The following is a 17,727-nucleotide window of genomic DNA, read 5'->3' on the forward strand; positions in this document are numbered from 1 at the left end:
AGGTGTTGATCACCGTACGGGAATCGCTCGTCTGTTGAGATATACGTTTTGACATATGGACACCGCCCTTTCCCCGCAAGGGGATGCGGGTGGCCGGTGGCAGCGCCGGGTGACGGCGAGGACAGTGGGATCCGAGGGGCCGGGCGGCCCGCCCACGCCCCTCCGGCGAAGGACGGTGAGAGCCATGTCCGATGCGCTGCTCGAACAGCACGCCGCGGCGCTGAGACTCTTCGGAGAGCACGTACGGGCAGTCGCGGACGACCAGTGGGACGCGCCGACCCCGTGCACCGAATGGACCGTGCGCGACCTGGTCAACCACGTCACCGGCGAACAGCTGTGGGTCCCGCCGTTGATCGCCGAAGGTCGCACGGTGGAGGAGCTCGGGGACGAGCTCTCCGGTGACGTGCTCGGCGCGGACCCGGTGGCCGCCTGGGAGAAGGCCGCGGCCGCCGCGCGGGCCGCCTTCGCCGTGCCCGGCGCGCTGGAGCGGACCGTGACCCTGTCGTACGGGCCCACGCGCGGGGCGGCGTACTGCGCCGAGCTGACCGCCGACTGCGTGGTGCACGCCTGGGACCTCGCGCGCGGCATCGGCGCGGACGACCGGCTGCCGGACGGGCTGGTGGAGTTCGCGCTCAAGGAGGTCATGCCCTACGCCGACGGGCTCGCGGCGAGCGGGATGTTCGCCGAGCCGCTGGACATCCCGGCGGGCGCGAACGCCCAGACCCGACTGCTCGCTCTCGTCGGCAGGCGAGGCTGACGGGCAGATCGGTCTAAATAATCGTATAAAGGGCAGGATCGTTGGGTGGTGGCGACAACGGGAAGGCGGACACGGTGGCGGGCATGGCGGAGGGGACGGCGGACGAGGTCGCCGGAGCGGCGGCCGGACCACGGCCCCGCCCGGCCCCGGAAGGACGCGGCCCGGTCCGCTACGGTCCCCCCGCCCCGCAGCCCGGACTGCCGGTCCTGCCCGAGCTGACCGCCGTCCTGGCCGACGCCGCCGGCCGCGCCGCCCCGAACCCCGGGCGGCGGAACGGCCGTACGCGAGGCCGCCCGCCGCTACTGGGCCCGGCGCGGGCTGCCCACCGACCCGGAACACGTCGCCGCCGGACCGGGCGCGCCCGCGCTGCTGCTCGCGCTGCTCGGCGCGTACGGCGGGGACGTGATGCTGCCCCGGCCCTGTCCCGCCTGGTGGACGCCGCAGGTCCGACTGCTGGGACGGCGGGCCTACCACGTACCCACCCCGGCGGAGTGCGGCGGCGTACCCGACCCGTACGCCCTGCTGGAGACCGTCCGGCGGGTCCGCGCCGAGGGCGGCGACCCGCGCGTCCTGCTCCTGTCCGTCGCGGACGACCCGACCGCGAGCGTGCCACCGCCCGAATTGCTGCGCGAGGCCTGCGAGGCGGCGCAGTCCGCCGGCCTCTTCGTCGTCAGCGACGAGAGCTGGCGCGACACCGTGCACCGACCCCACGACACGCTGGTCCTGAGCCCCGCCGAGATGCTGCCCGACCAGGCCGCCGTCCTCGTGGACCTGTCCGGGGCCCTGCTGCCCGCCGGCTGGCCCGCCGCCGTGCTGCGCTTCCCCGACACCCCGCGCGGCACCTGGCTGCGGGCCCGCACCCTCGACGTCCTCACCGCCACCGGGGCGTTCGTCGCGGGCCCCGTCGCCGGAGCCGCCGCGCACGCGCTCGACGAACCGGACGCCGTCGCCGGCCGGGCCTACGCGGCCGCCGCGCTGCACGGCGCGGTCGCCGCCGCCGCCCACCGGGAACTGCTCGCCGCCGGAGCGCTGGCCCGACCCCCGCAGGCCGGGCGGCACCTGTACGCCGACCTGACGCCGCTGCGCGCGGGCCTGGCCCGGCAGGGCGTGGGCGACGCGATGGAACTGGAGGACTGGCTCGGCGCCCGGCTGGGCGTACCGACCCCCGGTGGGCAGCGGTTCGCCGACGAACTGGGCGCCCTGCGCGTCCGGTTGTCGACCGGCCCGCTGCTCGGGGCGACCCCGGAGCAACGACTCGCGGCGCTCACCGCCCGCGACCCGCTCGCGCTGCCGCACGTCCGGGGCGCCCTGGACCTGCTCGGGTCGGTGCTGGCCGGGCTGACCGACCGACGGTGAACGGAGACCGCTGATGCCGGACCAGCCCGACGCCCCCACGACCGACCTCGCGGCTCGGGACGCCGGACTCCGGCCCGCGCCGGCTCCTCCGATCCCCCACGCCACGCCCTCCCACGCCACGCCCCTACCCGGCGCCGCTGCCCCGGGCCCCGCCCCGCCCGCCGCGCCGCTTCGCGGGCCGCGTCCGCCCGGCGAACGCCGGCGCCGGCCGCGCTCGTTCGCGGACCGGCTGACCACCCCGCTGCCCGGCATCCGGGCCTTCGCGCGCCTGGCCCGTGAGGGCGCCTTCCGACCCACCCCGGAGGGCCTGCGCGGCATCCCCGACCTGCCCTACGCGCCCGCCCCGCTGCCCGCCGCGCAGCCGGGGGAGCTGTCCGTCACCTGGGCCGGGCACGCCAGTTGGGTGCTGCGGACCGGCGGCCTGACGGTGCTCACCGACCCCGTCTGGTCGCGCCGGATCCTGGGCACCCCGGCCCGGGTGACCCCCGTCGGCGTGCCCTGGGAGGACCTGCCGCCCGTGGATGCGGTGGTGATCAGCCACAACCACTACGACCACCTCGACGCCCCCACCCTGAAGCGGCTCCCGCGCGACACGGCCCTCTTCGTGCCCGCCGGCCTCGCCCCCTGGTGCCGCCGCCGGCGGTTCACCCGGGTGACCGAGCTCGACTGGTGGGAGTCGGCCGAACTGGGCGGCGTCCGCTTCGACTTCGTGCCCGCGCACCACTGGTCGCGGCGTTTCCTCCTGGACACCTGCCGGACCCTGTGGGGCGGCTGGGTGCTCACCGACACGGCGACCGGGCGGAAGGTCTACTTCGCCGGTGACAGCGGCTACGGGCACTGGTTCGGCGAGATCGGCCGCCGCCACCCCGGCATCGACCTCGCGCTCCTGCCGATCGGGGCCTACGCCCCCCGCTGGTGGCTCCGCGACGTCCACACCGACCCCGAGGAGGCCGTCCAGGCCTGCCTGGACGTCGGCGCCCGCCGGATGGCCCCGATGCACTGGGCCACCTTCGTCCTGTCGGCCGAACCCGTCATGGAGCCCCTGCACCGCGCCCGCGCGGCCTGGTCCCGCACGGGCCTGCCGCGCGACCACCTCTGGGACCTCCCCATCGGCGCCACCCGCACCCTGCCCGCCCCGCCGGACACGGCCTAAGGGCGGCCGAGGAGGGCCGTGCCGGCGACGGTGTCCGTACGGGCGGTGAAGAACTCGGTGAAGGCCTTGACGAACTCCTCCTCGCTGATCCGGCCGTCGCCGTCGGTGTCCAACTGGCGGAACCCGTCGTTGAGTTCCGCCGGGTGCACGCGGGAGCCGCCGAACAGGACGCGGTACTCGTCCGCGCACAGGTGGCCGCTGCCGTCGGTGTCGGCGGCCCGGAACAGGGCGCTCATCGCGGGCGCCAACCCATGCTGGATGTACTCGGGATCACGGTCCATTCCGGCCGACATCGCGGACACGAACTCGGCGCAGTCCACGGCCCCGTCGCCGTCCCCGTCCATGCCCGCTGACAGCTGCTTCCACCAGGTCGCGAACGCGGCGTAGAGCAGGTCCTCGCGCTCGGTCGGCAGTTCGAGCTGCCAGCACACGTTGTGGACCATGGCCTGGAGGTCGGCGGTGTCGACGCGGCCGTCGCCGGTCTGGTCCAGCACCTGGCGGAAGAAGGCCTCCAGACGGGCCGACCGCGAACGCGCCGTGCGCGCCCGGGGCAGGCGCGGGGCCGCCGACCCACCGGCGCCGGAGGGCCGGCCGTCCCCGGCGCGGTCGCGGTAACGCATGTGCTCCGGCAGGCGGGTCATGACGTGGCGCATTCCGCGGTGCAGCGTCCACGACAGGGCCGCTGCCGCGCGGGTCCTCGGCGTACCGAACCGCTCGTGCCATGCCGGCGGCAGATCGGCCACGGTCAGGCTCGCCACCGCGCGGGCCGTCACGGCCCGCACCAGCGGCCAGGCGGGCCGCAGCCGGCCGAGCCGGCGGGGCGCGGGCGCCTCGCGGAGCACCCCGTAGAGCATGTGGCGGACCTGCTCGCCGTACTCCAACACCTCGCGGACCATCCGCTCGACGTAGGCCGGAACATCACCGGCGGTCGGTGGGAGTTCCTCCTCGGGAATGTCGAGGTCCGCGCACACCTCCTTGAACTGCGCGTACAGCACGTCCAGTTCAGCGGCGCTCAGTGGGGCGCCGGAGAGCTCGTGCATCGCCGTCATCGCCTCGTACAGGGTCACCATCACCCAGGCGCGCACCTCCGGGTCCTCGGCGTCGTACGGGCGCCCGGTCTCGTCGGTGCCCCGGATGCGGCGGTGGGTGCGCTCCAGGCGGGCGATCTCCAGCCGCCGTTCCTCGGGCCCGGCGAAGAAGAGCCGGCTGCCGCTGTCCATGGTGTGCTCGATACGCCGCCACGGGTGCGCCCGGTAGGTGGAGTAGCGGCTCATGCCGGCCGCGACGGCGGGGTGCGCGATCTGCAGGACGAGCAGCCGCCAGGCCACCAGCCCGATCCGCCATTCGCCGAGGGAGCGGCGCAGCGCGAGGTCGGCGGTGGGCTCGGGGATGCTCGTCACGTGGGACTCCTGGTGCGTGAGGGGTTGACGTGACGTACAACGTCCCGGACGGGCGCGCGGACCCGTGCGCTGCCGTGGATCACCCGCACGTGGGTTCCTGCGAACGCCCACTCGCCCACTCGCCCCCGGTGTGCGGCGCCTGCGGCGCCTCAGTGGTGCCAGGCGCGGCCGCCCGTGTTGTGGATGAACCGCTGGAGCACCTTGAGGGTGTCGCGGTACTCCTCGTCCGAGATGCCGGCGTGCCGCTCGTTCCACAGCTCCTTCTGCAGGGCCGCCGCCCGGTCGAAGAAGTCGCGTCCCTCGGCGGTGAGTTCGAGGATCTCCCCGGGCCCTTCGATGACCCAGCCCCGGGCGATCGTCGTGTCGATCTCCTCGCCGATGGTCTCCCCGCCGACCGTCAGGTAGCCGCTCAGGGTGGCGGACAGCGCGTCCCGGGTCCTGGCGCTCTCCTCCGCCAGGGCCAGGCGGGCCAGGATCCACCACTGCGGCTGGGTCGTGCCGATCTCGGCGAGGGCGCCCCGGGTGCGACTGACCACCGCGTCGTAGGCGGCCCAACTCCAGTACCCGATGGGCTGCTTGATCAGTTCCGCGTCGCTGTGCGAGTACTCCATGGTGGTCCGCTCCGTTCGTAGGCGCCGGCGAGGCGCGCTGACACAGGGGAGCCTAGGAACTCAACCACGCTTGAGGTCCATCCCTTTCGGGGAGATCGTCGCGGCCGGCCGAACCACCCCTGTCGCACCGGGGCCGCAGCGCATAGCGTGCCCTGGGTCGGAGCAGGTCGGAGGGGAAGGCGCGTACGTGGACGACAGTGAGCTGCTGTTCCTGGGGGTGGCCGGGCAGGCGGAGGCGGTCCGGGCCGGGAAGGTGACGGCGCGGGCGCTGACCGAGGCGGCGCTACGGCGAACCGAGCGGCTGGACGGGGAACTGGGCGCCTACCGCGTCGTGCTCGCCCGGCAGGCCCTCGCGGAGGCCGACGTCCGCGACGCGGCCCGTACGACCGGGGACGACCGCCCGCTGCTCGGCGTACCGATCGCCGTCAAGGACGAGCTGGACGTCGCGGGGGAGGTCACCACCTTCGGCGGAGCCGCCCACCGCACCCCCGCCGGCGCCGACGCGGAGGCCGTCCGCAGGCTCCGGGAGGCCGGGGCGGTGATCGTCGGCAAGACGACGATGCCGGAGTTCGGACAGTGGCCGTTCACCGAATCGGCGGCCCACGGCTACACCCGCAACCCCTGGGACACCACCCGCACCACCGGCGGCTCCAGTGGCGGCAGCGCCGCCGCCGTCGCGGCCGGACTCGTCGGCGCCGCGCTCGGCGGCGACGGCGGCGGCTCCATCCGCATCCCGGCCGCCTGCTGCGGCCTCTTCGGCCTCAAGCCACAGCGCGGCCGGGTCCCCACCGCCCCGAACCCCCACCTCTGGTACGCCCTCGGCACCCTGGGCCCGCTCACCCGGACCGTCCTGGACAGCGCCCTGATCTACGACGTCCTCGCCGGCCCCGCCGCCGGCGACCGCTGGGCGGCCCGCCCCACCCCGACGAGCTTCGTCCGGGCGGCGACCACCGAGCCCGGCCGGCTGCGGATCGGCTGGTCCGCCAAGCCCGCCACGCCTGGCGTGCGCCCCCACCCGGAGCATGTGGCCGCCCTGCGCGAGACGGTCGGCGCCCTGCGCGAACTCGGCCACGACGTACGCGAGATCGACCCCGGCTACCCCGACACGACGGCCGCGTTCCTGCCGCAGTTCTACGGCGGCGTGCGCGCGGAGGCCCGTACGGTGGACCGGCCCGAGCTGCTGGAGCGACGCACCCGGCAGACCGTACGGGTCGCCGCGCTCGCCCCGGAGGGCTCCGTGGAATGGGCGATCCGGGCCGGGGAACGGATGGCCGTACGGGCCAACCGGATCTTCGACCGCTGCGACCTGCTCCTGACCCCGACCCTCGCCGACCGCCCCCGGCGGGTCGGCGCCCTCGACGGCCTCGGCATGGCCGGCGCGATGCTGCGCTCCCGCCCGATGGTCGCCTACACCGCCCTGTGGAACGTCACCGGCAACCCTGCCGCCTCCGTACCGGCGGGCTTCGGCACGGACGGACTGCCGCTCGCGGTCCAGCTGGTGGGCAGGCAACACGACGAGACGACGATCATCCAGGTCGCCGCCCAACTGGAATCCGCCCGCCCCTGGGCCGAGCGCGTACCGGACCTGGCGCGCCAGGCCGGGACGTGAGGGCACCCCCTACGGGGTGTCCTCCTGCCCCGGGAGGAACTTGGCGGCCTTCAGGGCCAGTTGCCCGGCGAAGTAGGCCGCTGCGTCGGGACGCATCCGTGCCAGGGCCACCATGCCGGTGATGATCACGTCGCACACCTCGTCGTGCACGTCGTCCCAGCCGTGCGAGTGGCCCTTGCGCGGATTGGTGCCGGTGGCACCGATCACCGCCTGCGCGGCCTCGCCGAACTCCTCGCCGATCTTCAGCACCTGGAGGACGTGGCTCTCCTGCGGACGCACCCCCAACTCGGCGTCGGTGGCGTCGAAACGGGCGGCGAGGGCGCCGATGGTGTCCCAGGGCGTGGTCGCTGGTGTCGTCGCTGTCACGCCCGGAATCCTAGGGGGTGTCTTTCGGATCAGGCGCGGTGCCGGCCACCGCGAGCCCGGCCTGATCCGAGAGACACCCCCTAGGGGGTGCTCAAGCCCCCCGCAGCCGGCGCCAGAGCGCCGGAGCCGTACCGATCAGGAGGGTCAGGGCGACCGCCAGGGCCACGCCCTTCCAGGGGTCGGAGAACAGCGACCCGCCCAGGATCCCGATCAGTCCGTACGTCGCGGCCCAGGCCAGACAGGCCGGCGCGTCCCCCCGCGCGAACCGCCGCAGCGGCACCCCGCCCAGCAGGCACGCCAGCATCACCGGGATCCGACCCGCCGGCATCAACCGGGACAGCACCAACACCAGCACCCCGTGCTCGTCCAGCCGCGCCCGCGCCCGCTCCAGCCGCTCCGGATCGGCCCGCCCACGCAGGGATTCCGGCCACCGCGAGCCGCCCCGTGAGCGGACCCCGCGCCGGCCGAGCCAGTACAGGGCGATGTCCCCGACGAACGCCGCGAGCGCGGAGACCCCGAACACCAGCAACACGCCCAAGGGCAGCGGTTGGTGATGGAACGCCACCACCGCCGCCGAACTCACCAGCGCCCCCGTCGGGATCACCGGCACCAGCGCGCCGAGCGCCACCAGGACGAACAACGCCGGGTAGCCGACGGCCTGTTGGGTGGTCTCGGCGGGCACCCTGCCGACCACCTCCGCCGCCTCCCGCAACAGCGTCACGGCAGCCGCACCCGTTCCCCGTGCGCCGGCACCCGTACCGTCACCTTCGGCGCGAGCCGCCGCGCCCGCCGCGCGAACTCCTCGCCCGGCGCGTGGAACTCGTGCGGGCGCACCGCGTCCATCCCGATCGGCCAGTACGTCCCGTAGTGCACCGGCACGGCCGCCGCCGGCGCCAGCAGCGCCAGGGCCCGCGCCGCCCGCTCCGCGTCCAGATGCCCCGGCCCCAGGTACGGGCCCCAGCCGCCGACGGGCAGCAGGGCCACGTCCACCGGCCCGACCTCCTCGGCCATGGTCGCGAACAGGCCCGTGTCCCCGGCGAAGTAGGTCCGCGCCGCGCCCTCCACCACGTACCCGAGCGCGGGCGCCTGCCGGGGCCCCAGCGGCAGCCGGCGCCCGTCGTGGGCCGCGCTGACCGCCCGGACCCGTACGTCCTCCCGTACGCGGACCTCCTCGCCCGGGAGCACCTCCGCCACCACCAGCCCCAAGGACCCCGCGAGGCGCGCGAGCCCCGGCACGGCTCGGCGGGCGCCGCGCGGCACCACGAGACGGGTCCCCGGCGCGAGCCGCGCCAGCGAGGGCAGGTGCAGGTGATCGGCGTGCAGGTGCGAGACCAGCACCACGTCCGCCTCGGCCGCCTCGGGCGGCGGCACCGCGCCGCGCCGTCGCCGTAGATGCGCGAACCGCCGGGCGAACAACGGATCGGTCAACACCCGCACCCCGGAGTCCCGCACCGTGCACGTGGCATGCCCCCACCAGGTGATGTCCACCGGCACCGGCCCCCTCACCCCCGCCCTCGACCCGTACGCCAACCCGCCTCGACCCGCCTCAGGTCCAAACCTAGGCCCTGCCCCCGCCCGCCGCCCGTAACCGCCGAACGCGGCCCGCGTTCCCCCCGTCAGCCACAAGCGGAACCCGCCGGCCCCCTCCTCCCGGGGCCCGGGGAGGAGTAGGGTCGGGCGCCATGGATGCGCTGCGCGTGGCCGCTATCGCCAGCCTGGTCCCCCTGGAGGAACTCGACGCCGACCCGTTCGCCGTGGACACTCGCAGCCAGCACGCCATGTGCGCGCGCTGGGCCGCGGACCAGGGCTACGTGGTCACGCGTCACCTGCTCTTCTACGGGCTGCGGGCCGACCACTGCGGGCTCTGGTGCGATGTCGACGCGGGCCAGGTCGACCTGTTCGTCGCCCCGAACCGCCGTGTGCTCGCCCGTGCGCTGCGCTCCGTGGAGGAGTTCAGTGCCGAGTGCGCGCGGCGCGGCGTACGCCTGGAGACCGCCGGGCTCGACGAACCGCGGTACACCTCCGCGATGAAGGCCGAGGTGCACCGCCGCCTGTCCATGCCCACCGCCGGCTACGACGGCACCTAGAGGGATCGCCCCCGCCCCCGCCCTGTGCGACGCTGGCCGGGGGCCCGCGTGGGCGCGCGGTCCGGGGAGTGAGGCGGGTGCGGCGTGCGGCGAGGGCGGGTCCGGGAGCGGGTGCGGTGGCGGAGCGCGGGCGGCGCGCTGGCGCGGGTGATCGTGGTGTGGGCGGTGTCCACCCTGACCATGCTCGTCCTGGCCGGGATCCTGCCCGACTTCCGCCTCCAGTCCGCCGACGGCGACAGCGTCACCCGTATCGGGCTGACCGCCGCCTGGGGCGCCGGCGCCTTCGGTCTGCTGACCGCCTTGGTGTGGCCGGTGATCGTACGGGCCCTGCTGCTGGTTCCCGCGCTGGTGCTCGGCCTGCTCGTCTTCTTCCTCAACGGCTCCCTGCTCCTGATGGCGCTGAGCCTCGTCCCCGACGGGCGCGGCGCCGTCGCCCCCGAGACGGCCGTCGTGGTCGCCGCCGTGATGTCCGCCGTCGCCTCTGCCACCTCCACCGCCCTCGCCGTCCGCGACGACGAGGCGTACCGGCGCCGGCTCTACCGGCTCGCCGACCGCCGCAGACGTCGCGGGCCCGCGTCGGGCGCCGGCGGGCGGGCGGCGGCTCCCGCCCTGGTCGTGCTCCAGCTCGACGGGGTGGGGTACGAGGAGCTGCGGCGCGCGGCGGGCACCGGGCTGATGCCGACGGTCGCGGCCTGGCTGGACGACGGACACCGCGTCACGTCCTGGCGTACGGACTGGTCCAGCCAGACCGGGGCCAGCCAGCTCGGCATCCTCCACGGCTCCAACTTCGACGTGCCGGCGTTCCGCTGGTACGAGAAGGACACCCGCGAGGTGATGGTCTGCAACCGGCCCACCTGCGCCGCCGAGCTCCAGCGCCGTGCCGTCGCGCGCACGGGGGACGGCGGGCTGCTCACCCTCGACGGGGCCGGCCGGGGCAACCTGTTCAGCGGGGGCGCCGACCAACTGGCGCTGGTGCTGTCGGTGTCGGCCCGCCGGGGCCGCGCGAACCGCTCGCGCGCCGGGTACTTCGCGTACTTCTCCGACCCGGCGAACGCCGTCCGCACGGCGGTGTCCTTCGTCGCCGAGGTGGTCCGCGAGATCGGCCAGTCGGTGCGCGCGCGGATCGGCAAGGTCACCCCCCGGGTGGCGCGCGGTGGGCTGTACCCGCTGATCAGGGCCTTCGCTACGGTGATCGAGCGGGACGTGGTCGTCGCGGCGGTGATCGGGGACATCCTCGCCGGCCGCGCCGTCGTCTACGCCGACCTGGTGGCCTACGACGAGGTCGCCCACCACTCCGGCCCGCGCGGCCGCGACACCGACCGGGTCCTGGCCCGCCTCGACCGCAGCCTCGCGCTGATCGCCCGCGTCGCGGAGCACGCGCCCCGCCCCTACCGCTTCGTGCTGCTCTCGGACCACGGGCAGAGCCCCGGGGAGACCTTCCTCGCCCGCTACGGGCTCACCCTGAAGGACCTGGTCCGGGCGGGGTGCGGGCTGCCCGTGTCCCGCCGGGTCGGTCGCACCCCCAGCGGGGCCGAGGCCCGCGCGGCGGTGCTGGCCGCGCTGCACCGGCCCGAGGAGACGGGGGAGGACCGCCCGGTCCGGGGCACCGACCCGGTGGTGCTCGCCTCGGGCAACCTCGGGCTCATCTCGTTCCCCGACGTGCCGGGGCGGGCCTCCCGCGCGTGGATCGAGCGCGCGCACCCCGCCCTGCTGCCCACCCTGGCCAACCATCCGGGCATCGGCTTCCTGCTGGTGGACGGGGAGGTGCTGGGGCCCGGCGGCGCGGTGGCACGGCTCGACGTACCCGGCGAGGCGGAGGAACTCCTCGCGGCATTCGGGCCGGGCGCGGCGGACGCGGTACGGCGTACGGACACGTTCCCGCACGTGGCGGACGTCATGGTCAACTCGGCGTACGACGCGGACACCGGGGCGGTGCACGCGTTCGAGGAGCAGATCGGCTCGCACGGCGGGCTGGGCGGGGCGCAGGGGCACGCGTTCCTGATGTGGCCGACGGAGCTGTCGGAGCCGGGCCCCCGGCTGGTGGGCGCCGAGGCCGTCCACGCCGTGCTGCGGCGCTGGCTGCGCGAGACGGACGGCCCGCAGGTGCCGCTGACCACTCCGCAGGATCGGCGGCGGGAGGGCGGATCGAGCGGAATCCTTCCTTCCGTAGGGGTCCACGCGCCGGACGAAAGTCGGTGATTTGGTGCGCACTTCCGCGTGGTCAACCATGTGTTGACCTGCCCACCATGTGAGACATCCAGAGGCGCACCACCGATGACCAGCACCGCAGCCCCGCCCTCCGCTACCGCCGGCCACCCGGCCGACCAGGGCACAGGCCAGGTGACGGGAGCCGCCCCCACCGGCGGCCCGCACGCCCGCCGCTTCGGGCTTCCCATCGCGATCTGCCTGGTCATGGGCAACATCATCGGCGGCGGCATCTTCCTCCTGCCCGCCTCGGTCGCCCCCTTCGGCACGATCAGCCTCCTCGCCTTCGGCGTCCTCACGGTCGGCGCGATCGCCCTGGCCCTGGTCTTCGGCCGGCTCGCCGAACGCCACCCGACGACGGGCGGCCCGTACGTCTACGTCCGCGCCGCCTTCGGCGACTTCGCGGGCTTCCTCGCCGCGTACAGCTACTGGATCACCACCTGGGTCTCGAACGCGGCCCTCGCCGTGGCGGCCGTCGGCTACCTCTCGGTGCTCTTCCCCGCCATCGGCGCCCACAAGTGGTCGATGTGCCTTGCCGCGCTCGCCGTGCAGTGGCTGCCCGCCCTCGCCAACCTCGCCGGTACCCGCTACGTCGGCGCCGTGCAGCTCGTCGCGACCGTCCTGAAGCTCGTCCCGCTGCTGCTGGTGGCCGTCGGCGGCCTCTTCTTCTTCGACCCGGCGAACCTGGGCCCGTTCCAGGCCACCGAACAGAGCCCCGTCGGAGCCGTCTCGGCCTCCGCCGCGATCCTGCTCTTCAGCTACCTCGGCGTCGAGTCCGCCGCCGTCAGCGCGGGCGAGGTCCGCGACCCGGCCCGCAACGTCGGCCGGGCCACCATCCTCGGCACGGTCGGCGCCGCCACCGTGTACCTGCTCGGCACCCTGGCCGTCTTCGGCCTGGTCGCCCACGACGAGCTGGTCACCTCCCAGGCGCCCTTCACCGACGCCGTCAACGCGATGTTCGGCGGTACCTGGGGCGGCACGCTCGTCGCCTGCGCCGCCGTGATCTCGATGGTCGGCGCCCTCAACGGCTGGACGCTGCTCAGCGCGCAGACCCCGTACGCCGCCGCCCAGGACGGGCTCTTCCCGCAGGTGTTCGCGACGAAGAGGCGCGGCGTCCCCGTGGTCGGCGTGGTCGTCACCGTCGTCCTGGCCTCCTCGCTGACCGTGTACAACTACACGGCCGGATCCGAGGGCGTCTTCGAGATCCTCGTCCTGGTCACCACCTTCACGGCGACCGTCCCCTACCTGCTCTCCACCGCCGCCCAGCTCTACTTCCTGGCCTCTGGCCAGGGCGAGCGGGTCCGTCGCGGCCGGCTGGTCCGCGACGCCTCCCTGGCCTGCCTGGCCTTCGGGTTCTCCATGTGGCTCGTCGCCGGATCCGGCTACGCGGCCGTCTACCAGGGCGTGCTGTTCCTCTTCGCCGGGGTCCTCGTCTACGCCCTGATGTCGGCCCGCAAGCACCGCGCCGCCGCCTGACCCACGGTCGCGGCCCGAGTCGCGGCCCGCGCCGCCCCGAAAACCAGGTGCTCGTGACGACGTGGTGCGCCCAGACTGGGCGCACCACTCACCCGATCACGAGGAACCCCACCTGTGCAGGCTGCCGTTGCCGTCACCCCCGCCGACATCCCCGAACTCCTCCTCGGCCTCGCCACCGTGCGGCCCGTATTCCTCTGGGGCGCACCCGGCATCGGCAAGTCCTCGCTCGTCCGGAAGTTCGCCGACTCCCTGGGCCTCGAGTGCGTCAGCCTGCTGGGTACGCAGCTCGCCCCGGAGGACCTGATCGGCGTCCCACAGATCCGCGACGGCCGGTCCGTCTTCTGCCCGCCCGAGGCCATCGCCCGCGACGAGCCGTACTGCCTCTTCCTCGACGAGCTCAACGCCGCGACCCCCGACGTCCAGAAGGCGTTCTACTCGCTCATCCTCGACCGCCGGATCGGCAGCTACGAACTTCCCGCCGGCTCCATCGTCATCGGCGCCGGCAACCGGGCGACGGACAACGCGCTCGCCCGGCCCATCGCCTCCGCGCTCGTGAACCGGCTGACGCACGTGCACCTCCAGGCCTCGGCCGCCGACTGGCTGGTCTGGGCGGGGGAGAGCGGCATCCACCCGTGGATCACCGACTACCTCACCGACCGGCCCGACCACCTCTGGTCACCGCCGCCCAAGACCGAGGAGCCGTTCTCCACCCCGCGCTCCTGGCACATGCTCTCCGACGCGCTGCACTCCTTCGGGACGGGCCTGGACGAACAGACCCTCAAGATCATCGCGCACGGCACCCTCACTCCCGCGCACGCCGTCTCCTTCTGCGGCTACGCCAAGATCGTCCGCCACACCTTCGGCATCGAGGCGATCATGAAGGGCGACGCCTCCTGGCCCGCCGCCCTCGGCGACCGCGACCTGCTCTACTACCTCGCCGAAGCCTTCCGGGGCCGCCTGGTCAAGGAGCTCCCGGCGCGGAAGGAGCACGTCTCGCCCGCCCTGCGGCAGTCCGCGTACCGCTTCAAGTCGCTGCTCGTGCAGCTCGCCGAGATCTCCGTCGAGGTGGCCCAGACGGTCGTCGCCGACGACGCCGACGGCCTGCCCGTCCTGCCCGGCTGGTTCCTGATCGAGGCGGCCCGCGACATGCCCAGGCTGGTCGAGGCCCGCCGGTGAGCGCAGGCCCCGCGTCCAAGGCCAAGACCAAGGCCACAGGCAAGGCCAAGGGCAACGGCAAGGCAAAGGGCGGCAAGCCCGATCCGGCCGCCCGGGCCTTCGCCGAGGGCCTCGCCCTGGTCAAGCGGAACCCGGCCCTCGGCGCCCTCGACGGCAGCGTCTGCCGCGAGGCCGACTGTCCGGTGGCCCCCGTCGGGGGACTGGTCGCCGTCACATCCAACGGCACCCTCCACGTCCACCCCACCCGGCTCGCCGACCCGGCGGAATGGGCCTGGGCGATCGCCCACGCCCTGCTCCACCTCGGCTTCGGGCACGTCCCCGCCTCCAAGGACGAGGACCGCACCCAGCCCGACCGCTTCGACCTCGCCGCCCGCTGCACGGTCGTCAACCGCTTCCTGCTGACCTTCCCCGTCGGCCGCGCCCCCGACGACCTGCCCGCCACCTACCCCGGCGGCGACGAGGAACAGCTCGCCGACCGCTGGCGCCGCGAGGGCATCCCGGCCCCCTACGAGCACTGCGGCACGGCCGGGCACGACCCCGATCAGGTCCTCGTCACCTGGAACACGTGGCAGCACACCCGCGTCCCCGACTGGCAGGCCGGCTTCGCCGCCGCCCTCACCCGCAGCATCACCGCCGCCATGGAGGTGGCCGGCGGCCGCCGCGACCGGACCACCGGCGTTCTCGTGCGACAGCGCCCCTGGGACCGGGCGCTCAACTGGTTCGTCTCCTCCTACCCGCTGCTCGGCGGGCTGGCCGCCGGCCTGACCGTCGTCGCCGACGCCGAACTCGCCCGCGCCGAGGGCATCTCGATCGCCGCCGTCAGCGCCGCCGCCGGGGAGATCTACATCAACCCGCTGCGCGCCTTCGAGGACGAGGAGTGGCGGTTCATCCTGGCCCACGAGATGCTGCACGCCGCCCTGCGCCACGGGGAGCGCCGCGGTGCCCGCGACCCCTTCCTGCACAACGTCGCCGCGGATTACGTGGTCAACGGCTGGCTGGTGGAGATGGGCGTCGGCGCCATGCCCGAGGGGCTGCTCCACGATCCGGAGTTCACGGGGCTCTCGGTGGAGGAGGTCTACGACCGGATCGCCACCGACCTGCGCCGCATGCGCCGCCTCGCCACCTTGCGCGGCAAGGGCGCCGGGGACATCCTGGGCGAGCCGCTCGCCCACGGCGCGGGGCAGCCGTACCCGGACCTGGACGAGCTCTACCGGCGCGGCCTGGCACGGGGCTTGGACCTGCACGTGTACGGGGAGCGCGGCCTGCTCCCCGCCGGACTGATCCAGGAGATCCGGGCGCTGGCCCACCCGCCGGTGCCCTGGGACGCCCGGCTCGCCCGCTGGTTCGACGAGTACGTGCCCCGCCCGCAGCCCGTACGGTCCTACGCGCGCCCCTCCCGCCGCCAGGCCGCCGCCCCGGACATCCCCCGTGCCGGGCGCTCCTTCCCGCCCGAGGAGACGGCCCGCTGCACCTTCGGGGTCGTGCTGGACACCTCGGGCTCGATGAACGCCGCCCTGCTGGGCAAGGCGCTCGGCGCCATCGCCTCGTACGCGGAAGCCCGCGACGTACCGGCAGCCCGCGTCGTGTTCTGCGACGCGGCGCCGTACGACGCGGGCTATCTGCCGCCGAACGAGATCGCGGGCCGGGTGAGGGTCCGGGGCCGTGGCGGCACCGTCCTGCAACCGGGCATCGACCTGCTGCAACGGGCGGAGGACTTCCCTCCCGGGGCCCCGGTCCTCGTGATCACGGACGGCTGGTGCGACACCCTGCGGATCCGGCGCGAGCACGCCTTCCTGATCCCGCAGGGTGCCTCCCTGCCGTTCACGCCACGAGGGCCGGTCTTCCGACTGACCTGACGGTTTAGTCGAGGTAGTCGCGCAGCACCTGCGAACGCGACGGGTGGCGCAGCTTCGACATGGTCTTGGACTCGATCTGGCGGATGCGCTCGCGGGTGACCCCGTAGACGCGGCCGATCTCGTCCAGCGTCTTCGGCTGGCCGTCGTTGAGGCCGTAGCGCATGGAGACCACGCCCGCCTCGCGCTCCGAGAGGGTGCCCAGGATGGACTGGAGCTGCTCCTGGAGGAAGGTGAAGGAGACCGCGTCGGCCGGGACGACCGCCTCGGAGTCCTCGATGAGGTCACCGAACTCGCTGTCGCCCTCCTCACCCAGCGGGGTGTGCAGGGAGATCGGCTCGCGGCCGTACTTCTGGACCTCGATGACCTTCTCCGGGGTCATGTCGAGCTCCTTGCCCAGCTCCTCCGGAGTGGGCTCCCGGCCGAGGTCCTGGAGCATCTGGCGCTGCACACGGGCGAGCTTGTTGATGATCTCGACCATGTGGACGGGGATGCGGATCGTGCGGGACTGGTCGGCCATGGCACGGGTGATCGCCTGGCGGATCCACCACGTCGCGTACGTGGAGAACTTGAAGCCCTTGGTGTAGTCGAACTTCTCCACGGCACGGATCAGACCGACGTTGCCCTCCTGGATCAGGTCCAGGAAGAGCATGCCGCGGCCCGTGTAGCGCTTGGCCAGCGAGACCACGAGGCGGAGGTTGGCCTCCAGCAGGTGGTTCTTGGCGCGGCGACCGTCCTCGACGAGGATCTCCAGCTCGCGCTTGAACGCGGGCTTGTGGTCCTCCTCCTCTTCGAGCTTGTACTCGGAGAACAGACCCGCCTCGATGCGCTTGGCGAGCTCGACCTCCTGCTCGGCGTTGAGGAGCGGCACCTTGCCGATCAGCTTCAGGTAGTCCTTGACGGGGTCGGCGGTGGCGCCGGCGACCATGACCGTCTGCGCCGGGGCGTCGTCCTCGTCGTCGTCGGACAGCACGAAGCCCTGGGTGCCCGCCTTGGGCGTCTCCTCCTCGGCCTCGTCGGCGAGGTCCTCGACGGCCCAGTCCTCGCCCTCGACGGCCGGGGTCTCGGCGTCGTCGGCGTCCTTGGCGCCGGCCTTCTTCGGGGCGGCGGTCTTCTTGGTGGCCGTGGCCTTCTTGGCCGCGGTCTTCTTGACCACGCGCTTCTTGGGCTCGGCGGCGGCCTCGACCGTCGTCTCGTCCCCGGCGGTGGTCGACGTGGCGGATATCGCCGCGGCGGCGGCCGGAGCCGCGCTCGCGGCCGAGGCCTTGCGCGCGCCGATCGGGCGCGGCGCGGCGACGGCCTTCTTGGCCACGGTGCGGGCGGGGGCGGCGGCTGCCTTGCGGGGCTTCTTGGCAGGAGCCTTCGTGGCGGGAGCGGCGCTGACGTGGAGGGCGACACCCTCCTCGTCCAGGACCTGGTTCAGGCTGCGCAGGACCCGCTTCCACTGGTCCACCGGGATGCGGCCGGCCTCGAAGGCCTGGCGCACATCGTCACCGTTGATGTGACCCTGCTCGCGGCCACGCTCGACGAGCGCGACGAGGGCCTCCGATTCGGCGATCTCCGGAGGGAACGTACGGGACGGGCTGAGCGACACAAGGAGCCTCTCGTTGCGAACAGATTAAGGAGTGGGCGGGACATCATCGCGCGAACTCGGGAAACAGACACGAGGGGGGTCTGT

At 74.1% G+C, this 17,727-nt stretch carries 14 protein-coding genes and 1 pseudogene; 9 read left to right on the forward strand and 6 right to left on the reverse strand.

The features are described 5' to 3' along the window. The first annotated feature begins 184 nt into the window (after positions 1 to 184). The 3 genes and pseudogenes from M4D82_RS27675 to M4D82_RS27685 all read left to right on the forward strand — a co-directional run bounded on the left by M4D82_RS27675 (position 185) and on the right by M4D82_RS27685 (position 3,266). Entirely contained in the window at positions 185 to 757 is a 573-nt protein-coding gene (locus M4D82_RS27675; RefSeq protein ID WP_249768898.1) for a TIGR03086 family metal-binding protein, read from the forward strand. Between the two features lie 83 nt (positions 758 to 840). After that, a pseudogene (locus M4D82_RS27680) lies at positions 841 to 2,113 on the forward strand (aminotransferase class I/II-fold pyridoxal phosphate-dependent enzyme). A gap of 13 nt (positions 2,114 to 2,126) precedes the next feature. Further along, entirely contained in the window at positions 2,127 to 3,266 is a 1,140-nt protein-coding gene (locus tag M4D82_RS27685) for an MBL fold metallo-hydrolase (protein ID WP_249768899.1), read from the forward strand. Here the strand turns inward: M4D82_RS27685 and M4D82_RS27690 are convergent. Both M4D82_RS27690 and M4D82_RS27695 read right to left on the reverse strand, forming a co-directional pair. Then, complete coding sequence (locus M4D82_RS27690) at positions 3,263 to 4,666, reverse strand: oxygenase MpaB family protein (RefSeq protein ID WP_249768900.1); 1,404 nt, start codon at positions 4,664 to 4,666, stop codon at positions 3,263 to 3,265. The two genes, M4D82_RS27685 and M4D82_RS27690, sit on opposite strands and share 4 nt — an antisense overlap. A gap of 149 nt (positions 4,667 to 4,815) precedes the next feature. Then, entirely contained in the window at positions 4,816 to 5,277 is a 462-nt protein-coding gene (locus tag M4D82_RS27695) for a MarR family winged helix-turn-helix transcriptional regulator (RefSeq protein WP_249768901.1), read from the reverse strand. A 187-nt stretch (positions 5,278 to 5,464) separates the two neighbouring features. On the opposite strand from M4D82_RS27695, the gene M4D82_RS27700 reads away from it, so the two are divergent. Continuing rightward, positions 5,465 to 6,886 carry an amidase gene (locus tag M4D82_RS27700; protein ID WP_249768902.1) on the forward strand — a complete coding sequence of 474 codons (1,422 nt, stop codon included), beginning with the start codon at positions 5,465 to 5,467 and terminating at the stop codon, positions 6,884 to 6,886. A 9-nt stretch (positions 6,887 to 6,895) separates the two neighbouring features. Here M4D82_RS27700 and M4D82_RS27705 read toward each other — a convergent pair whose 3' ends face one another. The 3 genes from M4D82_RS27705 to M4D82_RS27715 form a co-directional block, all read right to left on the reverse strand. Then, entirely contained in the window at positions 6,896 to 7,252 is a 357-nt protein-coding gene (locus M4D82_RS27705) for a MazG-like family protein (RefSeq protein ID WP_249768903.1), read from the reverse strand. A gap of 91 nt (positions 7,253 to 7,343) precedes the next feature. After that, on the reverse strand, positions 7,344 to 7,964 hold the full coding sequence (locus M4D82_RS27710) for a DedA family protein (RefSeq protein ID WP_502989095.1): 621 nt from the start codon (positions 7,962 to 7,964) through the stop codon (positions 7,344 to 7,346). A 5-nt stretch (positions 7,965 to 7,969) separates the two neighbouring features. Further along, a complete protein-coding gene (locus tag M4D82_RS27715) occupies positions 7,970 to 8,746 on the reverse strand; it encodes an MBL fold metallo-hydrolase (RefSeq protein WP_249768904.1) in 777 nt (258 codons plus the stop codon). Positions 8,747 to 8,934: 188 nt separating this feature from the next. Here M4D82_RS27715 and M4D82_RS27720 point away from each other — a divergent pair, with 188 nt between their 5' ends. From M4D82_RS27720 to M4D82_RS27740, 5 genes are all read left to right on the forward strand, one after another. Beyond that, entirely contained in the window at positions 8,935 to 9,339 is a 405-nt protein-coding gene (locus tag M4D82_RS27720) for a hypothetical protein (RefSeq protein ID WP_249768905.1), read from the forward strand. Between the two features lie 84 nt (positions 9,340 to 9,423). Further along, on the forward strand, positions 9,424 to 11,538 hold the full coding sequence (locus M4D82_RS27725; protein ID WP_502989016.1) for a phage holin family protein: 2,115 nt from the start codon (positions 9,424 to 9,426) through the stop codon (positions 11,536 to 11,538). A 75-nt stretch (positions 11,539 to 11,613) separates the two neighbouring features. Further along, entirely contained in the window at positions 11,614 to 13,020 is a 1,407-nt protein-coding gene (locus tag M4D82_RS27730; RefSeq protein WP_249768906.1) for an amino acid permease, read from the forward strand. Positions 13,021 to 13,134: 114 nt separating this feature from the next. Further along, positions 13,135 to 14,196, forward strand: a complete 1,062-nt coding sequence (locus M4D82_RS27735) for an ATP-binding protein (RefSeq protein WP_249768907.1) — start codon at positions 13,135 to 13,137, stop codon at positions 14,194 to 14,196. Next, positions 14,193 to 16,052 (forward strand): vWA domain-containing protein, encoded by a 1,860-nt coding sequence (locus M4D82_RS27740; RefSeq protein ID WP_249768908.1) that lies wholly within the window; start codon positions 14,193 to 14,195, stop codon positions 16,050 to 16,052. Before M4D82_RS27735 ends, M4D82_RS27740 begins: the two co-directional genes overlap by 4 nt. Positions 16,053 to 16,056: 4 nt before the next feature. On the opposite strand, the gene M4D82_RS27745 is transcribed toward M4D82_RS27740, so the two are convergent. Further along, the gene (locus M4D82_RS27745; protein WP_249768909.1) at positions 16,057 to 17,643 is read right to left on the reverse strand and encodes an RNA polymerase sigma factor; all 1,587 of its coding nucleotides are present in this window, start codon (positions 17,641 to 17,643) and stop codon (positions 16,057 to 16,059) included. Between the last annotated feature and the right edge of the window lie 84 nt (positions 17,644 to 17,727).

It is taken from the genome of Streptomyces sp. RerS4 (assembly GCF_023515955.1).
Taxonomy (GTDB): domain Bacteria; phylum Actinomycetota; class Actinomycetes; order Streptomycetales; family Streptomycetaceae; genus Streptomyces.

Excerpts from the sequence above, each read along its gene's own strand:
- M4D82_RS27675 (WP_249768898.1), top strand. The coding sequence starts at position 185 with ATGTCCGATGCGCTGCTCGAACAGCACGCCGCGGCGCTGAGACTCTTC.
- M4D82_RS27685 (WP_249768899.1), top strand. The coding sequence starts at position 2,127 with ATGCCGGACCAGCCCGACGCCCCCACGACCGACCTCGCGGCTCGGGAC.
- M4D82_RS27695 (WP_249768901.1), bottom strand. The coding sequence starts at position 5,277 with ATGGAGTACTCGCACAGCGACGCGGAACTGATCAAGCAGCCCATCGGG.
- M4D82_RS27720 (WP_249768905.1), top strand. The coding sequence starts at position 8,935 with ATGGATGCGCTGCGCGTGGCCGCTATCGCCAGCCTGGTCCCCCTGGAG.
- M4D82_RS27730 (WP_249768906.1), top strand. The coding sequence starts at position 11,614 with ATGACCAGCACCGCAGCCCCGCCCTCCGCTACCGCCGGCCACCCGGCC.